Source organism: Kitasatospora phosalacinea (assembly GCF_030268885.1).
Classification (GTDB): Bacteria; Actinomycetota; Actinomycetes; order Streptomycetales; family Streptomycetaceae; genus Kitasatospora; species Kitasatospora phosalacinea_C.
Genome location: NZ_BSSA01000016.1, coordinates 66,203 through 84,572 on the forward strand (window position 1 = coordinate 66,203; position 18,370 = coordinate 84,572).

An 18,370-nucleotide genomic window follows, 5' to 3' on the forward strand; every position below is an offset into this window, starting at 1 on the left:
CGCCGTACCCGCCGCCCGCGCTGACCGGCGTGACTACGATGGACCCAACTCACGGGCACGGAGCGGCTGCTCAGCCGCCGTCAGCCCTGCCGCGGGCGCGTACGGCCGGCCCGCTCCCCGCCCTGATCCGAACTCGGGAAGGCTCACGACATCCCATGGCGAACAACCTGTCGTTTCTCGGCCGGGACCTGGCGATCGACCTAGGCACCGCGAACACGCTGGTGTACGTCCGGGGCAAGGGCATCGTGCTGAACGAACCGTCGGTGGTGGCGGTCAACACCAACACCGGCGGGATCCTCGCGGTCGGGGCCGAGGCGAAGAAGATGATCGGCCGCACCCCCGGCAACATCGTCGCGATCCGCCCGCTCAAGGACGGCGTGATCGCCGACTTCGAGATCACCGAGCGGATGCTGCGGTACTTCATCATGAAGATCCACCGCCGCCGCTACCTGGTCCGCCCGCGGGTCGTGGTCTGCGTCCCCTCCGGCATCACCGGCGTCGAGCGCCGCGCCGTGGTCGAGGCCAGCATGCAGGCCGGCGCCCGCCAGGTGCACATCATCGAGGAGCCGATGGCCGCGGCGATCGGCTCGGGCCTGCCGGTGCACGAGCCCACCGGCAACATGGTGGTCGACATCGGCGGCGGCACCACCGAGGTGGCGGTGATCTCGCTCGGCGGGATCGTCACCGCCCAGTCGCTGCGGGTGGCGGGCGACGAGCTGGACAGCGCGATCGTCCAGCACATCAAGAAGGAGTACAGCCTGCTGCTGGGCGAGCGCTCCGCCGAGCAGATCAAGATGTCGATCGGCTCCGCGTTCGGCCTGGAGGGCGAGAAGGACGAGCACGCCGAGATCCGCGGCCGCGACCTGGTCTCCGGCCTGCCGAAGACCGTGGTGATCTCGGCCGCCGAGGTCCGCGAGGCCATCGACGAGCCGGTGAACTCGATCATCGACTCGGTGAAGACCACCCTGGACCAGTGCCCGCCGGAGCTGGCGGGCGACGTGATGGACCGCGGCATCGTGCTCACCGGCGGCGGCGCCCTGCTGCGCGGCCTGGACGAGCGGCTGCGCCGGGAGACCGGCATGCCGGTGCACATCGCGGAGAACCCGCTGGACTCGGTGGCGCTGGGGGCGGGCAAGTGCGTCGAGGAGTTCGAGGCGCTGCAGCAGGTACTGGACGCCCAGCCGCGTCGTTGAGCAAGGCAATTCGAACTACACACCGAGCCGGGCAGAAGAGCACCCGGCACGAAGGGGCGGCGGCGGCACCGTGAGGGACACCCGACAGAGTCGACTAATGCTGGTCCTGCTGGTCCTGGTGGCCTTCGCACTGATCACCGTGGACATCAAGGGCGGCGAGGACTCGCCGCTCGGCGGTGCCCGCCGGGCCGCCGCCTCCGCGCTCGGCCCGGTGGAGGACGCCGCGGCGGGCGCGGTCGACCCGGTGGCCGGCTACATCCGGGCGATCCGCGACGCGGGCACCCACCAGCAGCGCCTGGACCAGATCACCCGCGAGAACACCGAGCTGCGCCAGAAGCTCGCCTCCTCCGACGCCGCCACCGGCCGCACCAAGCAGCTCGACGACATGCTGCGCACCGCCGGCTCCGGCGGCTACACGGTCAAGGCCGCCCAGGTGATCGCGATCGGCGCCGCCCAGGGCTTCTCCTGGACGATCACCATCGACGCGGGCAGCGACGACGGCCTGACCCGGGACATGACGGTCATCGACGGCCAGGGCCTGGTCGGCCGGATCACCACCGTCGCGCCCACCACCGCCACCGTGCTGCTCGCCTCCGACCCGGGCTTCACCGCCGGGGTCCGGTTGGAGGGCAGCGGCGAGATCGGCTTCGCGGCCGGCCAGGGCGCCTCGCCGATGCGGATCGAGCTGCTCAACGGCCGGGCCCAGGTCAAGGCGGGCGACCGGCTGGTCACCTTCGGCTCGCAGAGTGGCCGCCCGTTCGTGCCCGGCGTGCCGGTCGGCACCGTCAAGGAGGTGCAGGCCACCCCCGGCCAGCTCACCAAGACCATCCTGGTCGAGCCGTACGTGCAGTTCACCCGGCTCGACCTGGTCGGCGTGGTGGTCGTCCCGCCGCGCACCGACCCGCGCGACGCGGTGCTGCCGCCGGTGCCCGCCGCGTCCGCCGGCGCCGCGGGCAACCCGCAGGCGCCGATCGCCGCCGTACCGCCGACCACCGGGGGGAACTGATGCCGCGTCTGAACCGGATCCTGCTGTCCGCCGTGCTGCTGGTGCTGGCCCTGGTGATCCAGGTCAGCGTCCTCGGCCGGCTCCAACTGCCCGGCGCCACCCCGGACCTGCTGATGCTGGTGGTGGTCGGCCTGGCCCTGGTGTACGGCCCGGCGGGCGGCTGCCTGGTCGGCTTCTGCGCCGGCCTGCTGGCCGACGTCGCCCCGCCGTCCGACCACGCGATCGGCCGGTACGCGCTGGTGCTGTGCCTGGTCGGCTACGGCGCCGGGCTGCTCAAGCCGGAGGGCGGCCGGCAGCGCTCGGCGCTGTCCGCGCTGGGCGTGGTGGCGGTCGCCGCGGTGGTCTCCACCCTGCTGTACGCGACGGTCGGCGCCCTGGTCGGCGACACCGCGGCCCGGCACGTCGGCCTGACCGGCCTGGTGTTCAGCGCCCTGCTGTACGACGTGCTGCTGGCCCCCTTCACGGTGCCGCTGGTGATGCTGCTGGCCCGCCGCTTCGACGGCGACCGGGCACTCAACGAGACGGTGCGCGGCGCGGACGGCGGCTCCGGCCTCGGCGCGCTGGCCCGCTACCGCACCACCCGCGAGCCCTCCGCCACCCCCTACAAGAAGAAGCGCGCGCTCGGCCTCGCCAAGCGCCCCTGAGCCGGGACGGAGTCCGCGCACGTGAGCAACATCCCCGAGACCGGCCGGACCCGCCGGGTGACGATCCGGCTGGTCGTCCTCCAGGTGCTGGTCCTGTCGCTGCTGGCCACCCTCGGCGGTCGGTTGTGGTACCTGCAGATCCGCAACGGCAAGGAGTTCACCGAGAAGGCCCAGGGCAACCACATCCGCGAGGTGGTGGAGCCCGCCGTCCGCGGCGAGATCCTGGACGCCTCCGGGCGGATCCTGGCCGGCAACGAGACCAAGCTGGTGGTGTCGGTCTCCCGCACCGCGCTGCTGCAGCAGAAGGATAAGGGCAAGGCGGTGCTGACCCGGCTCGCCGAGGTCCTGGGCGTCCCGGCCGACGAGGTGAGGAACAAGGTCCGGCTCTGCGACGCCAAGACGCCGCAGCCGTGCTGGAACGGCTCCCCGTACCAGCCGATCCCGGTCACCCAGCAGGCCACCACCCAGCAGGCGATGCAGATAATGGAGCGCCGCGAGGACTTCCCCGGCGTCACCGCCCAGCCCACCGCGCTGCGCCGCTACACCAACGCGGAGGGCGCCAGCGCCGCCCAGATCCTCGGCTACCTCTCGCCGGTCACCGACGAGGAGGTCACCAAGACCGCCGACAAGGCCGGCCGGGAGCGCCGCCTGCCCTCCGACCAGATCGGCCGGGCCGGCCTGGAGTCGGTCTACGACGACGACCTGCGCGGCACCACCGGCGTCGACCGGCTGGAGGTCGACAACCTCGGCCGGGTGATCGGCAGCGCGGGCAACACCCCCGCGCAGTCCGGCAACAACCTGGTCACCTCGATCGACGCCCGGGTGCAGAAGGTGGTCGAGGACCAGCTGGCCCAGGCCATGGCCGAGGCCCGCAAGGTCTACGACAAGGAGACCAGCCGGAACTACATCGCCGACTCCGGCGCGGCCGTCGTGATGGACGTGCACACCGGCCGCATCGTGGCGATGGCCAGCGCCCCCACCTACGACCCCAACCTGTGGGTCGGCGGCATCTCCGCCAAGGACTACGAGGCGCTGAACAGCAAGGACTCCAACTACCCGCTGATCAACCGGGCCATACAGGGTCAGTCCGCCCCCGGCTCCACCTTCAAGGTGATCTCCACCACCGCCGCCGTGCAGGCCGGCTACGACCTCAACGGGCACTACCCGTGCCCGAAGTCGCTGACCATCGGCGGCCGCGAGTTCAAGAACTTCGAGTCCGAGAGCTTCGGCGACATCTCGTTGGAGAAGGCCCTGGAGGTCTCCTGCGACACCGTGTTCTACGGCCTGGCCTACGACCAGTGGATGAAGGACGGCGGCCTCAAGCCCAAGAAGGACGCCCAGGACTGGTTCTTCAAGACCGCCCACGAGTTCGGCCTCGGCGCCAAGACCGGCATCGACCTGCCCGGCGAGGTGGCCGGCCGGGTCCCCGACCGGCAGTGGAAGCAGGCGTACTACGACGCGATGAAGGACTCCTGGTGCGAGCAGGCGGCCAAGGGCGGCCACGAGTACGCCGACGAGATCGCCCGCGAGAACTGCGCCGACGGCAACCAGATGCGCGCCGGTGACATGGTCAACTTCGCCATCGGCCAGGGCGACACCCTGGTCACCCCGCTGCAGATGGCCCGGATCTACTCGGCGCTCGCCAACGGCGGCACGCTGTACCGGCCCACCATCGGCAAGGCGGTCGTCAGCCCGGACGGCACCCTGGTGCGCGACATCGCCCCGCACGAGGACGGCAAGATCCCCGCCCAGGGCAAGCTGCTGGAGTACATCGACCAGGCCACCGCGGGCGTCATCACCTCCGGCACCGCCGCCTGGAAGTTCACCGGCGCGGGCTGGCCGCAGGGCAAGATCGAGCTGCACGCCAAGACCGGCACCGCCGAGGTCGCCGGCAAGCAGACCACCTCCTGGCTGACCACCTACAGCAACGACTACGCGGTGGTCATGACCATCAGCCAGGGCGGCACCGGCTCCGGCGGCTCCGGCGACTCGGTGCGCCGGATCTACCAGGCGCTGTACGGCGTCGACGACAAGGGCAACATCGACAACGGCAAGGCGCTGCTGCCCAAGCCGCAGGCCGAGCTGCCCAAGTTCAACCCGGACGGCACCGCGATCGTCCCCACCACCTTCAGCTACGAGCCGGGCGCCACCTTCCTGGACCCGGCCCCGCCGGCCCAGGCCGACCAGCCGGCGAGCGTGCTGCTGGCCGCCGTCGCACCCACCCGCGGCGGCGGGTACGGAAGGGGCCGGGCATGACCCCGTACGACTCCTACCGATCCTTCCGCTTCGGGCCCCGGAAGTCCTCGCTGGCCCGGGCGCTGGCCAAGGACTCCCCGCTGCGGCGGCTCGACTGGATCATGATCCTGGCGGCGCTGGCGCTCTCCCTGGTCGGCTCGCTGCTGGTCTGGTCCGCCACCCGCGGCCGGGACTCGCTGACCCACGGCGACCCGCAGTACTTCCTGTACCGGCACCTGACCAACCTGGTGATCGGCATCGGCCTGTGCGTCGCGGTGATCCTGCTCGGCACCCGGCGGCTGCGCACCGCGGTGCCGTTCGTCTACCTGGCCGTGATCCTGCTGCTGTTCGCGGTGCTCAGCCCGCTCGGCTCGACCATCAACGGCGCGCACTCCTGGATCCAGTTCGGCGGCGGCTTCTCCATCCAGCCCGCCGAGTTCGCCAAGCTGGCGATCGTGCTGGGCATGGCCGTGGTGCTGTCCTCCCGGGTCGACACCGGCGAGCGGGAGTTCCCGCCCACCCGCAGCGTGCTGCAGTCGCTGGGGGTGGCGGCCTTCCCGATGGCCGTGGTCATGCTGATGCCGGACCTCGGCTCGGTGATGGTCATGGTGGTCACCGTGCTCGGCGTGCTGCTGGCCTCCGGCGCCGCCAACCGCTGGGTGGTCGGCCTGCTGGCGGGCGGCACCGCCGGGGCGCTGGCGATCTGGAAGCTCGGCGTCCTCAGCCAGTACCAGATCGACCGCTTCGCGGCCTTCGCCAACCCGGCGCTCGACCCGGCCGGCGTCGGCTACAACACCGCCCAGGCCCGGATCGCGATCGGTTCCGGCGGCCTGACCGGCATGGGCCTGTTCCACGGCACCCAGACCACCGGCCAGTTCGTCCCCGAGCAGCAGACCGACTTCGTGTTCAGCGTCGCGGGCGAGGAGCTCGGCTTCGCGGGCGGCCTGCTGATGATCGGCCTGCTCGGCGTCATCCTGTGGCGCGCCTGCCGGATAGCGCGCCAGGCCACCGACCTGTACGGGACGATCCTGGCGGCCGGCGCGGTCACCTGGTTCGCCTTCCAGGCCTTCGAGAACATCGGCATGAACCTCGGCATCATGCCGGTCGCGGGCATCCCGCTGCCGTTCGTCTCCTACGGCGGGTCCTCGATGTTCGCGGTCTGGATCGCGATCGGCCTGCTGCAGTCGGTGCGCTCCCAGCGGCCGATAGGGATCTAGCGCCGGTCATCGGTGTGGAAACAGTGACCCTCGGGGCTCGGCTACCCTGAAGGGTCACTGCTTTTTCTGCCGTAAAGGTCCTTGCGCATGACTGTCGAATCGGTCTTCCCACGCCTGGAGGCCCTCCTCCCGCACGTCCAGAAGCCGATCCAGTACGTCGGTGGCGAGCTCAACTCGACCGTCAAGGACTGGGACTCCTGCGACGTGCGCTGGGCGCTGATGTACCCGGACGCCTACGAGGTCGGCCTGCCCAACCAGGGCACCATGATCCTCTACGAGGTGCTGAACGAGCGCGAGGGCGTCCTCGCCGAGCGCAGCTACAGCGTCTGGCCCGACCTGGAAGCGCTGATGCGCGAGCACGGCGTCCCGCAGTTCACGGTCGACGCGCACCGCCCGATCAAGGCGTTCGACGTGTTCGGCCTGTCGTTCTCCACCGAGCTCGGCTACACCAACATGCTGACCGCGCTCGACCTGGCCGGCATCCCGCTGGACGCCGCCGACCGCACCCTCGACGACCCGGTCGTCCTCGCGGGCGGCCACGCCGCGTTCAACCCCGAGCCGATCGCCGACTTCATCGACGCCGCCGTGATCGGCGACGGCGAGCAGGCCGTCCTGGACATCACCGACATCGTCCGGGCCTGGAAGGCCGAGGGCCGCCCCGGCGGCCGCGACGAGCTGCTGCTGCGGCTGGCGAAGACCGGAGGGGTGTACGTCCCGCGGTTCTACGACGTGGAGTACCTGGCCGACGGCCGGATCGGGCGCGTCGTCCCGAACCGTCCCGGCGTGCCGTGGCGGGTCTCCAAGCACACCGTGATGGACCTCGACGAGTGGCCCTACCCGAAGCAGCCGCTCGTCCCGCTCGCCGAGACCGTGCACGAGCGGATGTCGGTGGAGATCTTCCGCGGCTGCACCCGCGGCTGCCGCTTCTGCCAGGCCGGCATGATCACGCGCCCCGTGCGGGAGCGAAGCATCACCGGCATCGGCGAGATGGTGGAGAAGGGCTTGAAGGCCACCGGCTTCGAGGAGGTCGGCCTGCTCTCGCTGTCCTCCGCGGACCACTCCGAGATCGCCGACATCACCAAGGGCCTGGCCGACCGCTACGCCGAGGACAAGGTCGGCCTCTCGCTGCCCTCCACCCGGGTCGACGCCTTCAACATCGACCTGGCCAACGAGCTGTCCCGCAACGGCCGCCGCTCCGGCCTCACCTTCGCCCCCGAGGGCGGCTCCGAGCGGATCCGCAAGGTCATCAACAAGATGGTGTCCGAGGAGGACCTCATCAACACGGTGGCCGCCGCGTACGGCAACGGCTGGCGCCAGGTGAAGCTGTACTTCATGTGCGGCCTGCCCACCGAGACCGACGAGGACGTCCTCCAGATCGGCACCATGGCGAAGAACGTCATCGCCAAGGGCCGCGAGGTCACCGGCACCAACGACGTCCGCTGCACGGTCTCGATCGGCGGCTTCGTCCCCAAGCCGCACACCCCGTTCCAGTGGGCCCCGCAGCTGTCCGCCGAGGCCACCGACGAGCGGCTCACCAAGCTGCGCGACTCGATCCGCGGCGACCGCAAGTTCGGCAAGAACATCGGCTTCCGCTACCACGACGGCAAGCCCGGCATCATCGAGGGCCTGCTCTCCCGCGGCGACCGCCGGGTCGGCGCCGTCATCCGGGCCGTCTACGAGGACGGCGGCCGCTTCGACGGCTGGCGCGAGCACTTCTCGTACGACCGCTGGATGTCCTGCGCCGAGAAGGGCCTGGCCGGCACCGGCGTCGACGTCGACTGGTACACCACCCGCGAGCGCTCCTACGAGGAGGTGCTGCCCTGGGACCACCTGGACAGCGGCCTCGACAAGGACTGGCTCTGGGAGGACTGGCAGGACGCGCTGGAGGAGGTCGAGGTCGAGGACTGCCGCTGGACCCCGTGCTTCGACTGCGGCGTCTGCCCGCAGATGGACACCCACATCCAGGTCGGGCCGACCGGCAAGAAGCTGCTGCCCTTGACGGTCGTCAACAGCTGACGCACCCTCACCCCGGGGCCCCCGCCACGACCCCGTGGCGGGGGCCCTTTGCCTGGGTATTACCATCGGCCGAACGGCCTACGGGGAGTGACGATGGTTCAGCAGCAGGGGCAGCCGCAGCAGGGCGGGGGGTGCCTGGTCGCGGTGGTGCGGCCGGTGGTGGTGGCGGTCGTGGTGCCGCTGCGGCTGCTGTGGGAGCTGGTGGTGCTGGTCGGCCGCGGCATCGGCTGGGTGGTCGACAAGGTGCTGCTGTGGCCGCTGCGGCTGCTGTGGAACCGGGTGCTGTGGCCGGTGATCTACTGGCTGGTGGTCGTCCCGGTGGGCTGGCTGTGGCGGTGGTTGGTGGTGGTGCCGCTGACCTGGCTGTGGGAGTGGGTGCTGCTGCCGGTCCTGAAGGCGCTGTGGAACTACGTGCTGGCCCCGATCGGGCGCGGGACGGTGTACCTGGCCGTCGGGTTCTGCAAGGTGGTCGCCTGGTTGGCGTACTACCTGGTCGCGGTGCCGGTCCGGGCCTTCTGGCGGTGGGTGCTGGTGCCGATCGGCAAGGGGTTCTACCACGGGCTGTGGCGGCCGGTGCTGTTCCCGGTGCTGCGGGCGCTGTGGCTGGCGTTCGTCTGGGCCTGGCGGCTCGGCGGCCGGATCTGGCGCTTCACCGTGGTCGCCCCGTGCCGCTGGGTGCGCCGCAGCGTCTGGTGGCCCGTCAAGGCGGAGGTCCGCCGGGTGGCCCGGGAGGTACGGCGGGCGCTGTTCGGCTGACGCACCGCGTACCCTTGGTGAGGACAAGGTCCGGCCGGAGCCGCACGCGGTGCGAGGCCGGACGGGGACAACTGACGAAGGACTGAGCCCCCTGGCACGCCGCACGCCCGACGGTCCGCCGCCCGCGCCGACGGTGCAGCGCATCCGTCTCCGCTACACCAAGCGCGGCCGTCTGCGCTTCACCAGCCACCGGGACTTCCAGCGGGCGTTCGAGCGTGCGCTCCGCCGCTCGGCCGTCCCGATGGCCTACTCCGCGGGCTTCACCCCGCACCCCAAGGTCTCGTACGCCAACGCCGCCCCGACCGGCACCGCCAGCGAGGCCGAGTACCTGGAGATCGGCCTGGCCGAGCGCCGCGACCCGGAGGCGCTGCGCCGCCAGCTGGACGAGTCGCTGCCCCCCGGCCTGGACGTCACCGAGGCCGTCGAGGTCGCCACGGGCAACTTCGTGGAGCGCCTGGAAGCCTCCGAGTGGCTGCTGCGCCTGCCCGGCGTGGAGCCCGCCGAGGCCGAGAAGGCCGCCGCCGCCTTCCTGGCCGCCGAGGCGGTCGAGGTCCAGCGGATGACCAAGAACGGCCTGCGCACCTTCGACGCGCGTGCCGCCGTCGCCGCCATCGGGCTCGCCCCGGCGGACGCCGCCCTGGTCGGGATCGGTGACAACACGGGCACGGACGGTGCGGACGATGTTCGTACGGGTGCTCCCTGTGCGATACTGCGCCTGGTAGTACGACACGCCACACCCGCCGTACGACCCGACGACGTATTGTCCGGTCTCCGTTCGACGGCCGACCTCGCGCCGCCGGTCCCCGCAGAGGTGACCAGGCTGGCGCAGGGGCCGCTCGACGAGCAGACCGGCACGGTGACCGACCCGCTGGCGCTCGACCGCGCCGCGGCCGAGGTCGGCCGGTAGGCCGCCCCGCCGCGCGCAACCGCCGTCCGCCGAGTGGGCGGGAGCGCAGGCACGGAGAGAACTCCGGGCCTGCGGCTCCCCGGCCCCCGCGGCTCCCCAGGGGAGCGAGCGTCGTCGCGCGCAGGCCCGGCCACCCCTCGGCCCGGCCCTTGAAAACTGAGAAGACTGGTCAGACCAGAAGACTTTTCGACTCCCCGCGCCCCGCGGGGGGTCGAGCGAGACTACGAGCCCCTGTGCGGTCTCACGTCCGCACGACGGCACCGTGGGAGCCGGACCGCCCGAACGGCGGCCGGCTGGTGAACGCGGTGGAGCGTCGTGCCCGGACGCGGAGCCCGGGGGCCTGACGGGAGACACACCCGCATGCTCGAAAACACCGAACCGCAGCCCGCTGCGGCCGACAACAACGACAACAGCGCCGCCGACGGCACCTCCGCGGCCCCGCCGCGGCGCCGCCGCCGGGCGGTCTCCCGCCCGGCCGGCTCCCCGCAGGGCGCCGCGAGCGAGGGCGCCGAGACCGTCGTCGCGGCCCCGGCCGCCGAGCCGGCCGCTCCGGCGGCCGAGCCCGTCGAGGCGGTCGAGGCGGCGCCCGAGAAGCCGGTCCGCGCCCGGCGCACCCGCAAGCGCGTCGAGGCCCCGGCCGGGGCGCCCGAGGCCGCTGCGGCCGCCGAGGAGCCCGTGGCCGTCGCCGAGGAGCCCGCGGCCGCCGCGGAGCCGGAGCCGGTCGTGGAGGCCGAGCCGGTCGCCGAGGAGAAGCCCGTCCGGGCCCCGCGGACCCGCAAGCGGGCGTCCGCCCCGGTGCAGTCGCCCGCGGCCGCCGAGGAGTCCGAGGCCGTCGCCGCGGAGCCCGCGGCCGCCGCGGAGCCGGAGCCGGTCGTGGAGGCCGAGCCGGTCGCCGAGGAGAAGCCCGTCCGGGCCCGGCGGACCCGCAAGCGGGCGTCCGCCCCGGTGCAGTCGCCCGCGGCCGCCGAGGAGCCCGTGGCCGTCGCCGAGGAGCCCGCGGCCGCTGCCGAGGAGGAGCCGGAGGAGGCCGCGGAGGAGCCCGCAGCCGTCGAGGCCGTCGCGGAGCCCGAGCCGGTCGTCGAGGCCGAGCCGCCGCGCGCCCGTCGGCGGGCCGTCCGCCCGTCCACCGCGATCTTCCAGGCGCCGGTGTTCCAGGAGCCCGCGCCCTACACCGCGCCCGCGCCCGCCGCCAAGGCCCCCGCCGCCAAGACCGCCGAGCCGGTCGCCGCCGAGGCCGGGGCCGAGTCGGCCACCGGCGACGACGAGTTCGAGTACAGCGGCGTCGGCCGCCGCCGCCGGGTCCGCACCGCGGTGCGCGTCCAGCAGCCGGCCAAGCCCGCCAAGCCCGTCCAGCAGCCCGCCAAGGCCGCCGCCCCGGCCGCGCCGGCGCCGGCCGAGGCCCCCGCCGAGGTCGAGGCGCCCGCCGCCGGTCCCGAGCAGGACGCCGAGTGGGAGGACGACCGCCCGTCCCGCCGCCGCCGTCGCGGTGGCCGTCGCCGCCGCCGCGGTGACGCCGAGGACGCGCCCGAGGCGGTCGAGGCGGAGAGCGCCGAGACCGAGGCCGAGGCCGAAAACACCGCCCAGGAGGGCGCCGAGGACCACGACGAGGCCGAGGACGAGCACGAGGACGACCTGGCCGCGGGCCTGTCCTCCTCGCGCCGCCGTCGCCGTCGCCGCCGCCGCAGCGGCGAGGGCGGTGCCGAGCAGGCCGAGACCACCGAGGACGGCGTGCGCACCGTGGTGAAGGTGCGCGAGCCGCGCCGCCGCTCCGCCGAGCCCGCGTTCGACCCGGACGAGGTGCAGTCGATCAAGGGCTCCACCCGTCTGGAGGCCAAGAAGCAGCGCCGCCGCGAGGGCCGCGAGCTGGGCCGCCGCCGCGTCCCGATCATCACCGAGGCCGAGTTCCTGGCCCGCCGCGAGTCGGTCGAGCGGGTCATGGTGGTCCGCCAGAACGGCGCCCGCACCCAGATCGGCGTGCTGGAGGACGGCGTGCTGGTCGAGCACTACGTCAACAAGGAGCAGGCCACCTCGTACGTCGGCAACGTGTACCTGGGCAAGGTGCAGAACGTGCTGCCGTCGATGGAGGCCGCGTTCGTCGACATCGGCAAGGGCCGCAACGCCGTGCTGTACGCGGGCGAGGTCAACTTCGGCGCGCTGGGCGGCCACGGCGGCCCGCGCCGGATCGAGTCGGTGCTGAAGTCCGGCCAGTCCGTGCTGGTGCAGGTCTCCAAGGACCCGATCGGCCACAAGGGCGCCCGGCTGACCAGCCAGATCTCGCTGCCCGGCCGCTACCTGGTGTACGTGCCCGAGGGCTCGATGACCGGCATCTCCCGCAAGCTGCCGGAGAACGAGCGGGCCCGCCTCAAGCAGATCCTCAAGAAGATCGTCCCGGACGACGCGGGCGTGATCGTGCGCACCGCCGCCGAGGGCGCCTCGGAGGAGGAGCTCACCCGCGACGTCCAGCGCCTGCAGACGCAGTGGGAGGAGATCCAGAAGAAGGCCGCCGGCGGCAACGCCCCGGCGCTGCTGTACGGCGAGCCCGACATGACCGTCCGGGTGGTCCGCGACATCTTCAACGAGGACTTCACCAAGGTCATCGTCAGCGGCGCCGACGCCTGGAACACCATCCACGACTACGTCTCCAACGTCGCCCCCGACCTCACCGAGCGCCTGCAGAAGTGGACCTCGGACGTCGACGTGTTCGCCACCTACCGGATCGACGAGCAGCTGATGAAGGCGCTGGACCGCAAGGTCTGGCTGCCCTCCGGCGGCTCGCTGGTGATCGACCGGACCGAGGCGATGGTCGTCATCGACGTCAACACCGGCAAGTTCGTCGGCCAGGGCGGCAACCTGGAAGAGACCGTCACCCGCAACAACATCGAGGCGGCCGAGGAGATCGTCCGCCAGCTGCGGCTGCGCGACCTCGGCGGCATCATCGTGATCGACTTCATCGACATGGTGCTGGAGTCCAACCGCGACCTGGTGCTGCGCCGCCTGCTGGAGTGCCTGGGCCGCGACCGCACCAAGCACCAGGTGGCCGAGGTCACCTCGCTCGGCCTGGTCCAGATGACCCGCAAGCGGGTCGGCCAGGGCCTGCTGGAGTCCTTCTCCGAGCCCTGCGTGCACTGCAACGGCCGCGGCGTGATCGTCCACATGGACCAGCCGGGCCACCACCACGGCAACGGCGGCGGCTCGCACGCCGCGCCCGCGGCCGGTGCGGGCGAGGGCGGCGGCAAGCGCCGTCGCCGGGGCCGCGGCGGGGCCGGGAACGCCGAGGCGGACGCGGTCGAGGGGACCACCGAGGCGATCGGTTCGGTGGAGCCCGAGGAGGTCGAGGAGGCGGTCGAGGCGGCCGAGGTCGCGCTCGACGTCGTCGAGGAGCTGGAGCCGGTCGAGGCCTTCGCCGACGCCGAGGTCGTCGAGCCCGCTGCGGCGGCCGAGCCGGTGGCCGGGGCCGAGGAGAAGCCGAGCCCGGTGGCCGCCCCGGTGGTCGGCGGCCGCACCCGGCGCCGCGCCGTGCGCCGGGCCACCGCCCCGGCCGGGACGTCCGGCGAGGCCGAGATCGTCGTCCTGCAGGCCCGTGCCGAGGCCGCGATGGAGGCCGCGCTGAGCGCCGCCGCCGAGAAGTCGGCCGCGGAGGCGGAGGCCACCGGGGCCGCGGAGGCCACCGAGGTCGCCCGGGCCGCGGCCGAGGTGACGGCCGAGGCCGTCGCCGCGGTGGAGCCCGCGGCCGAGGTCGCCGTCGAGGTCGAGACAGAGCAGCCCGCCGAGGCCGAGCAGCCCGCCGAGGCCGCGGCCGAGGAGGCTCCGGTCGAGGAGGCCGCGCCGAAGAAGCGCGCCGCCCGCAAGACCGCGACCAAGACCGCCGCCAAGAAGACCACGGCGGCCAAGAAGACCGCGGCGAAGAAGACCACCGCCGCGGCGGCCAAGAAGACCACCGCCCGCAAGACCGCCACCAAGCGGACCGGTGCGGCGGCCAAGAAGGCCGCGGCCGCCGAGGGCGAGGGCGCCGCGGAGTGAGGTCGCGACGGGGGCCGGGAGCACCGCTTCGGCGGTGCTCCCGGCCCCCGCGCACGTCCCGGTTTGTCTTCGGATGGACGGGTCCGTATTCTTGACCATCGGCGTGTTGACGCCGCGCTCCAGAGCACCTCACCCCCCGGGTGGACGCCGCTTCCGGCGTCCGACGGGGGAGGCCGCTTGTGTCCGTACCCGGGCGGCTGGCATCCGGAGTTCCGACCGAGTTAGGAAAGTAGGTACCGCATGTACGCGATCGTTCGCGCCGGCGGCCGCCAGCACAAGGTCGCCGTGGGCGACGTGCTGGAGATCGACCGTATCGACGCCAAGCCGGGTGACTCGGTCGAGCTCTCGACCATCCTCGTCGTCGACGGTGACTCCGTCACCTCCGACCCGTGGGTGCTCGGCGGCGTGAAGGCCCACGCCGAGGTCGTCGACCAGACCAAGGGCGACAAGATCGTCATCCTGCGCTACAAGAACAAGACCGGCTACCGCCGTCGTCAGGGCCACCGCCAGAAGCACACCGCGGTGCGCATCACCAGCATCGACTCGGTCAGCAAGTAACCACTTCCTGCGGTCTTCCTAGAAAGGGGATAGCCAGATGGCACACAAGAAGGGTGCGAGTTCCACTCGCAACGGTCGTGACTCGAACGCCCAGCGCCTCGGCGTGAAGCGCTTCGGCGGCCAGGTCGTCTCCGCCGGCGAGATCATCGTCCGCCAGCGCGGCACCCACTTCCACCCGGGCGCCAACGTGGGCCGTGGTGGCGACGACACCCTGTTCGCGCTGACCGCCGGTGCCGTGGAGTTCGGCAACCGTCGCGGCCGCAAGGTCGTCAACATCGTGGCCGTCGAGGCCTGAGTCCGTACAGACTCGCTGTGAAGGGTGGGCCGGGATGATCCGGGCCCACCCTTCCGCTTTACCGCAGGACAACCTCATTTCTTCGCACGGGAGGCACCCCTCATGACCACCTTCGTGGACCGCGTCGAACTGCACGTCGCCGCGGGTAACGGAGGCCACGGCTGCGCCTCCGTGCACCGGGAGAAGTTCAAGCCGCTGGGCGGCCCCGACGGGGGCAACGGCGGTGAGGGCGGCTCGGTGATCCTGGTCGTCGACTCGCAGGTCACCACCCTGCTCGAGTACCACCACTCGCCCAAGCGCAAGGCCGCCAACGGCAAGCCCGGCGCGGGCGGCCACCGCACCGGCGCGGTGGGCGCGGACATCGTGCTGCCGGTGCCGGACGGCACCGTCGTCCTGGACCGCAAGGGGAACGTGCTGGCCGACCTGGTCGGCCACGGCACCAGCTTCGTCGCCGCCCAGGGCGGTCGCGGCGGCCTGGGCAACGCGGCGCTGGCCTCCGCCCGCCGCAAGGCGCCCGGCTTCGCGCTGCTGGGCGAGCCCGGCGAGGCCCGCGACATCGTGATGGAGCTGAAGTCCGTCGCCGACGTCGCGCTGGTCGGCTACCCGAGCGCGGGCAAGTCCTCGCTGATCTCCGTGCTCTCCGCCGCGAAGCCGAAGATCGCCGACTACCCGTTCACCACCCTCGTCCCCAACCTCGGTGTGGTGACCGCCGGTTCGACCGTCTACACGATCGCCGACGTGCCCGGCCTGATCCCCGGCGCCAGCCAGGGCAGGGGCCTCGGCCTGGAGTTCCTGCGGCACGTCGAGCGCTGCGAGGTGCTGGTGCACGTGCTGGACTGCGCCACCCTGGAGCCGGGCCGCGACCCGCTCACCGACCTGGAGACCATCGAGGACGAACTCGCCCAGTACGGCGGCCTGGAGGACCGGCCGCGACTGGTCGCGCTCAACAAGATCGACGTCCCGGACGGCCAGGACATCGCCGACCTGACCCGCGCCTCGCTGGAGGAGCGCGGCTACCGGGTCTTCGAGGTCTCCGCGCTCGCCCACAAGGGCCTGCGCGAACTCTCCTTCGCGCTGGCCGAGATCGTCGCCGCCGCGCGTGCCGCCAAGCCGGTCGAGGAGAGCACCCGCATCGTCATCCGGCCCACCGCCGTGGACGACGCCGGCTTCACCATCGAGGAGGAGGACGGCGCCTACCGGATCCGCGGCGGCAAGCCCGAGCGCTGGGTCCGCCAGACCGACTTCTCCAACGACGAGGCCGTCGGCTACCTCGCCGACCGGCTCGCCCGGCTCGGCGTCGAGCAGGAGCTCTGGAAGATCGGCGCCAAGGAGGGCGACACCGTCATCATCGGCTCCGACGAGGACGCCGTGGTGTTCGACTGGGAGCCCACCATGGCCGCCGGTGCGGAGATGCTCGGCCGCCGCGGCGAGGACCACCGCTTCGAGACCCAGCGCCCCGCGGTGGACCGCCGTCGGGAGCGCCAGCGCGGCCGCGACGCCGCGGAGCAGGAGTACCTGGACTTCGAGGCGCTCTCCTCCGGCCGCGAGCAGCTCGACCAGTAGGCGCGGGCCCCGGCCCGGGCGGGCGCGTCCGGGGCGTGTTCCGGTGCCGCAGGGGCGTGGACTTCACCGTCCGCGCCCCTGTTCGCGCTCTCCGAACCGGCGACGTCTCACGCCTCGTCGCGATTTCGTGACCCGCAACCGCGCTCGCTAGATTGCGGACGTACAACAGGCTGCGTCGGAAGGTCGGGCTGATGGTGGATCAGTTGCTCCGCGAGGAAGTCGTCTCGGCGCGGCGGATCGTGGTGAAGGTCGGCTCGTCCTCGCTGACCACCGCCGCCGGCGGCCTGGACGCGGACCGGGTGGACGCGCTGGTGGACGCCCTGGCCAAGCTGCGGACCCGCGGGGACGCGCCGGAGGTCGTGCTGGTCTCCTCCGGCGCCATCGCGGCCGGCCTGGCCCCGCTCGGACTGGCCAAGCGCCCCAAGGACCTGGCCCGGCAGCAGGCCGCGGCCAGCGTCGGCCAGGGCCTGCTGGTGGCCCGGTACACCGCCTCGTTCGCGCGCTACGGGATCCGGGTCGGCCAGGTGCTGCTGACCGCCGAGGACGCCAGCCGCCGGGCGCACTACCGCAACGCGTACCGGACGCTGGACCAGCTGCTGACCATGGGCGCGATGCCGATCGTCAACGAGAACGACACCGTCGCCACCGCCGAGATCAAGTTCGGCGACAACGACCGGCTGGCCGCGCTGGTGGCGCACCTGGTGCGGGCCGACCTGCTGGTGCTGCTCTCCGACGTGGACGGCCTGTACGACGGCGACCCGGCCAAGCCCGGCAGCAGCCGGATCGCGGTGGTGCACGGCCCCGAGGACCTGGCGGGCGTGGAGATCGGCAGCGCGGGCAAGGCGGGCGTCGGCACCGGCGGCATGGTCACCAAGGTCGAGGCGGCCCGGATCGCCACCGGCGCGGGCATCCCGGTGGTGCTGACCGCCGCCAGCCAGGCCGCCGACGCCCTGGCCGGCCGTCCCACCGGCACGCTGTTCCTGCGCACCGGCAGCCGCTCCGCCGACCGGCTGCTCTGGCTGGAGCACGCCTCCTCGCCGCGCGGCGCGCTGACCCTGGACGACGGGGCGGTGGCGGCCGTCGTGCACGGCGGCAAGTCGCTGCTGCCCGCCGGGGTGACCCGGGTCGAAGGGGAGTTCGCCGCGGGCGATCCGGTCGACCTTCTTGGCGAAAACGGTCACATCGTCGCCCGCGGGCTGGTCAACTTTGATGCGAGGGAGTTGCCCCGTCTGCTCGGCCGGTCCACCCGAGAACTGGCCCAGGAGCTCGGCGCCGCGTACGAACGCGAGGTCGTCCACCGCGACGACCTGGTCGTGCTGCGCGGCTGAGCACGGGCGGCGGGGCCGGTACGGGGGGTGGGAGCAGCGGACCGGGGGGTCCGCGCGACACGCTGAACAGGAGGCCGCCGGTGGTTCGCAGGCGGGAGGAAGCGCTGCCGGAGCAGAGGTCCGAGCGGCGGCTCACCAGCATCGAGGGCGGCCGGGGCGTCGAGCAGCGGGCTCCGCGGGAGGCCGACCGGGACGCCGGGCAGGAGTCCCGGGGCTCCGTGCGGGAGCAGACCCGGATGTGGCACGTGGTGCTGAGCGTGGCCGGAGCGGCGACACCGCTGCCCGAACTGCGGACGGCACTGGAGAAACTGGCGCACGACCACTCGTTCTTCCTGACCGCCCGCTACGCCGCCGACCACGCCGAGGTCCGCTACTGGGAGGAGGCGCGGGACCTGCACGACGCGGCGGCGATCGCGCTGCGGCTGTGGGGCGAGCACAAGGCCAGCGCCAAGCTCCCGGCCTGGGAGATCGTCGGCCTGGAGGTGGTGGACCGTCCGACGTACCACAAGCGGGTCGCCGAGGGCTTCGGGGACCCGCCGCCGCAGCTCGGCGGGGTGCACCCGTACTGAGCGCGCCGCCGGTCCCGCGGGCGCGCTCGCGGGTGCCGGTGCGGGGGCGTCCGCGCGGACGTC

The 18,370-nt window shown here is 72.9% G+C and carries 14 protein-coding genes; all 14 read left to right on the forward strand.

Annotated features, from left to right (window positions below; all coding sequences use genetic code 11):
• Window positions 1-167: 167 nt before the first annotated feature.
• On the forward strand, window positions 168-1,193 hold the full coding sequence (locus QSK52_RS22450) for a rod shape-determining protein (protein ID WP_030458241.1): 1,026 nt from the start codon (window positions 168-170) through the stop codon (window positions 1,191-1,193).
• A gap of 70 nt (window positions 1,194-1,263) precedes the next feature.
• Window positions 1,264-2,199, forward strand: coding sequence for a rod shape-determining protein MreC (mreC, locus tag QSK52_RS22455; RefSeq protein WP_285737920.1), 936 nt, complete (start codon window positions 1,264-1,266; stop codon window positions 2,197-2,199).
• Complete coding sequence (mreD, locus tag QSK52_RS22460; protein WP_285737921.1) at window positions 2,199-2,843, forward strand: rod shape-determining protein MreD; 645 nt, start codon at window positions 2,199-2,201, stop codon at window positions 2,841-2,843. The genes mreC and mreD overlap by 1 nt, the downstream gene beginning before the upstream one ends.
• A 21-nt stretch (window positions 2,844-2,864) precedes the next feature.
• On the forward strand, window positions 2,865-5,099 hold the full coding sequence (mrdA, locus tag QSK52_RS22465) for a penicillin-binding protein 2 (protein ID WP_285737922.1): 2,235 nt from the start codon (window positions 2,865-2,867) through the stop codon (window positions 5,097-5,099).
• Complete coding sequence (gene rodA / locus QSK52_RS22470; protein ID WP_285737923.1) at window positions 5,096-6,295, forward strand: rod shape-determining protein RodA; 1,200 nt, start codon at window positions 5,096-5,098, stop codon at window positions 6,293-6,295. Before mrdA ends, rodA begins: the two co-directional genes overlap by 4 nt.
• An 87-nt stretch (window positions 6,296-6,382) precedes the next feature.
• Complete coding sequence (locus QSK52_RS22475) at window positions 6,383-8,311, forward strand: TIGR03960 family B12-binding radical SAM protein (RefSeq protein ID WP_285737924.1); 1,929 nt, start codon at window positions 6,383-6,385, stop codon at window positions 8,309-8,311.
• Window positions 8,312-8,404: 93 nt separating this feature from the next.
• Window positions 8,405-9,067 carry a hypothetical protein gene (locus tag QSK52_RS22480; protein ID WP_285737925.1) on the forward strand — a complete coding sequence of 221 codons (663 nt, stop codon included), beginning with the start codon at window positions 8,405-8,407 and terminating at the stop codon, window positions 9,065-9,067.
• Between the two features lie 133 nt (window positions 9,068-9,200).
• Window positions 9,201-9,974, forward strand: a complete 774-nt coding sequence (locus QSK52_RS22485) for a TIGR03936 family radical SAM-associated protein (protein WP_285737926.1) — start codon at window positions 9,201-9,203, stop codon at window positions 9,972-9,974.
• Window positions 9,975-10,334: 360 nt separating this feature from the next.
• On the forward strand, window positions 10,335-13,994 hold the full coding sequence (locus QSK52_RS22490; RefSeq protein WP_285737927.1) for an Rne/Rng family ribonuclease: 3,660 nt from the start codon (window positions 10,335-10,337) through the stop codon (window positions 13,992-13,994).
• Between the two features lie 240 nt (window positions 13,995-14,234).
• Window positions 14,235-14,552: a 50S ribosomal protein L21 gene (gene rplU / locus QSK52_RS22495; protein ID WP_285737928.1), complete on the forward strand. Its 318-nt coding sequence runs from the start codon at window positions 14,235-14,237 to the stop codon at window positions 14,550-14,552.
• A 37-nt stretch (window positions 14,553-14,589) separates the two neighbouring features.
• On the forward strand, window positions 14,590-14,847 hold the full coding sequence (gene rpmA, locus QSK52_RS22500; RefSeq protein WP_030906548.1) for a 50S ribosomal protein L27: 258 nt from the start codon (window positions 14,590-14,592) through the stop codon (window positions 14,845-14,847).
• 102 nt (window positions 14,848-14,949) lie between these two features.
• On the forward strand, window positions 14,950-16,410 hold the full coding sequence (obgE, locus tag QSK52_RS22505; protein WP_285737929.1) for a GTPase ObgE: 1,461 nt from the start codon (window positions 14,950-14,952) through the stop codon (window positions 16,408-16,410).
• A 191-nt stretch (window positions 16,411-16,601) separates the two neighbouring features.
• The gene (proB, locus tag QSK52_RS22510; RefSeq protein WP_285737930.1) at window positions 16,602-17,738 is read left to right on the forward strand and encodes a glutamate 5-kinase; all 1,137 of its coding nucleotides are present in this window, start codon (window positions 16,602-16,604) and stop codon (window positions 17,736-17,738) included.
• Between the two features lie 80 nt (window positions 17,739-17,818).
• Window positions 17,819-18,307 (forward strand): hypothetical protein, encoded by a 489-nt coding sequence (locus tag QSK52_RS22515; RefSeq protein ID WP_285737931.1) that lies wholly within the window; start codon window positions 17,819-17,821, stop codon window positions 18,305-18,307.
• Window positions 18,308-18,370 lie beyond the last annotated feature (63 nt).

Coding starts and splice junctions, on each gene's coding strand:
- QSK52_RS22480 (WP_285737925.1), top strand. CDS start 8,405: ATGGTTCAGCAGCAGGGGCAGCCGCAGCAGGGCGGGGGGTGCCTGGTC.
- rplU (WP_285737928.1), top strand. CDS start 14,235: ATGTACGCGATCGTTCGCGCCGGCGGCCGCCAGCACAAGGTCGCCGTG.
- QSK52_RS22490 (WP_285737927.1), top strand. CDS start 10,335: ATGCTCGAAAACACCGAACCGCAGCCCGCTGCGGCCGACAACAACGAC.
- rpmA (WP_030906548.1), top strand. CDS start 14,590: ATGGCACACAAGAAGGGTGCGAGTTCCACTCGCAACGGTCGTGACTCG.
- mreD (WP_285737921.1), top strand. CDS start 2,199: ATGCCGCGTCTGAACCGGATCCTGCTGTCCGCCGTGCTGCTGGTGCTG.
- QSK52_RS22475 (WP_285737924.1), top strand. CDS start 6,383: ATGACTGTCGAATCGGTCTTCCCACGCCTGGAGGCCCTCCTCCCGCAC.
- obgE (WP_285737929.1), top strand. CDS start 14,950: ATGACCACCTTCGTGGACCGCGTCGAACTGCACGTCGCCGCGGGTAAC.
- proB (WP_285737930.1), top strand. CDS start 16,602: ATGGTGGATCAGTTGCTCCGCGAGGAAGTCGTCTCGGCGCGGCGGATC.
- rodA (WP_285737923.1), top strand. CDS start 5,096: ATGACCCCGTACGACTCCTACCGATCCTTCCGCTTCGGGCCCCGGAAG.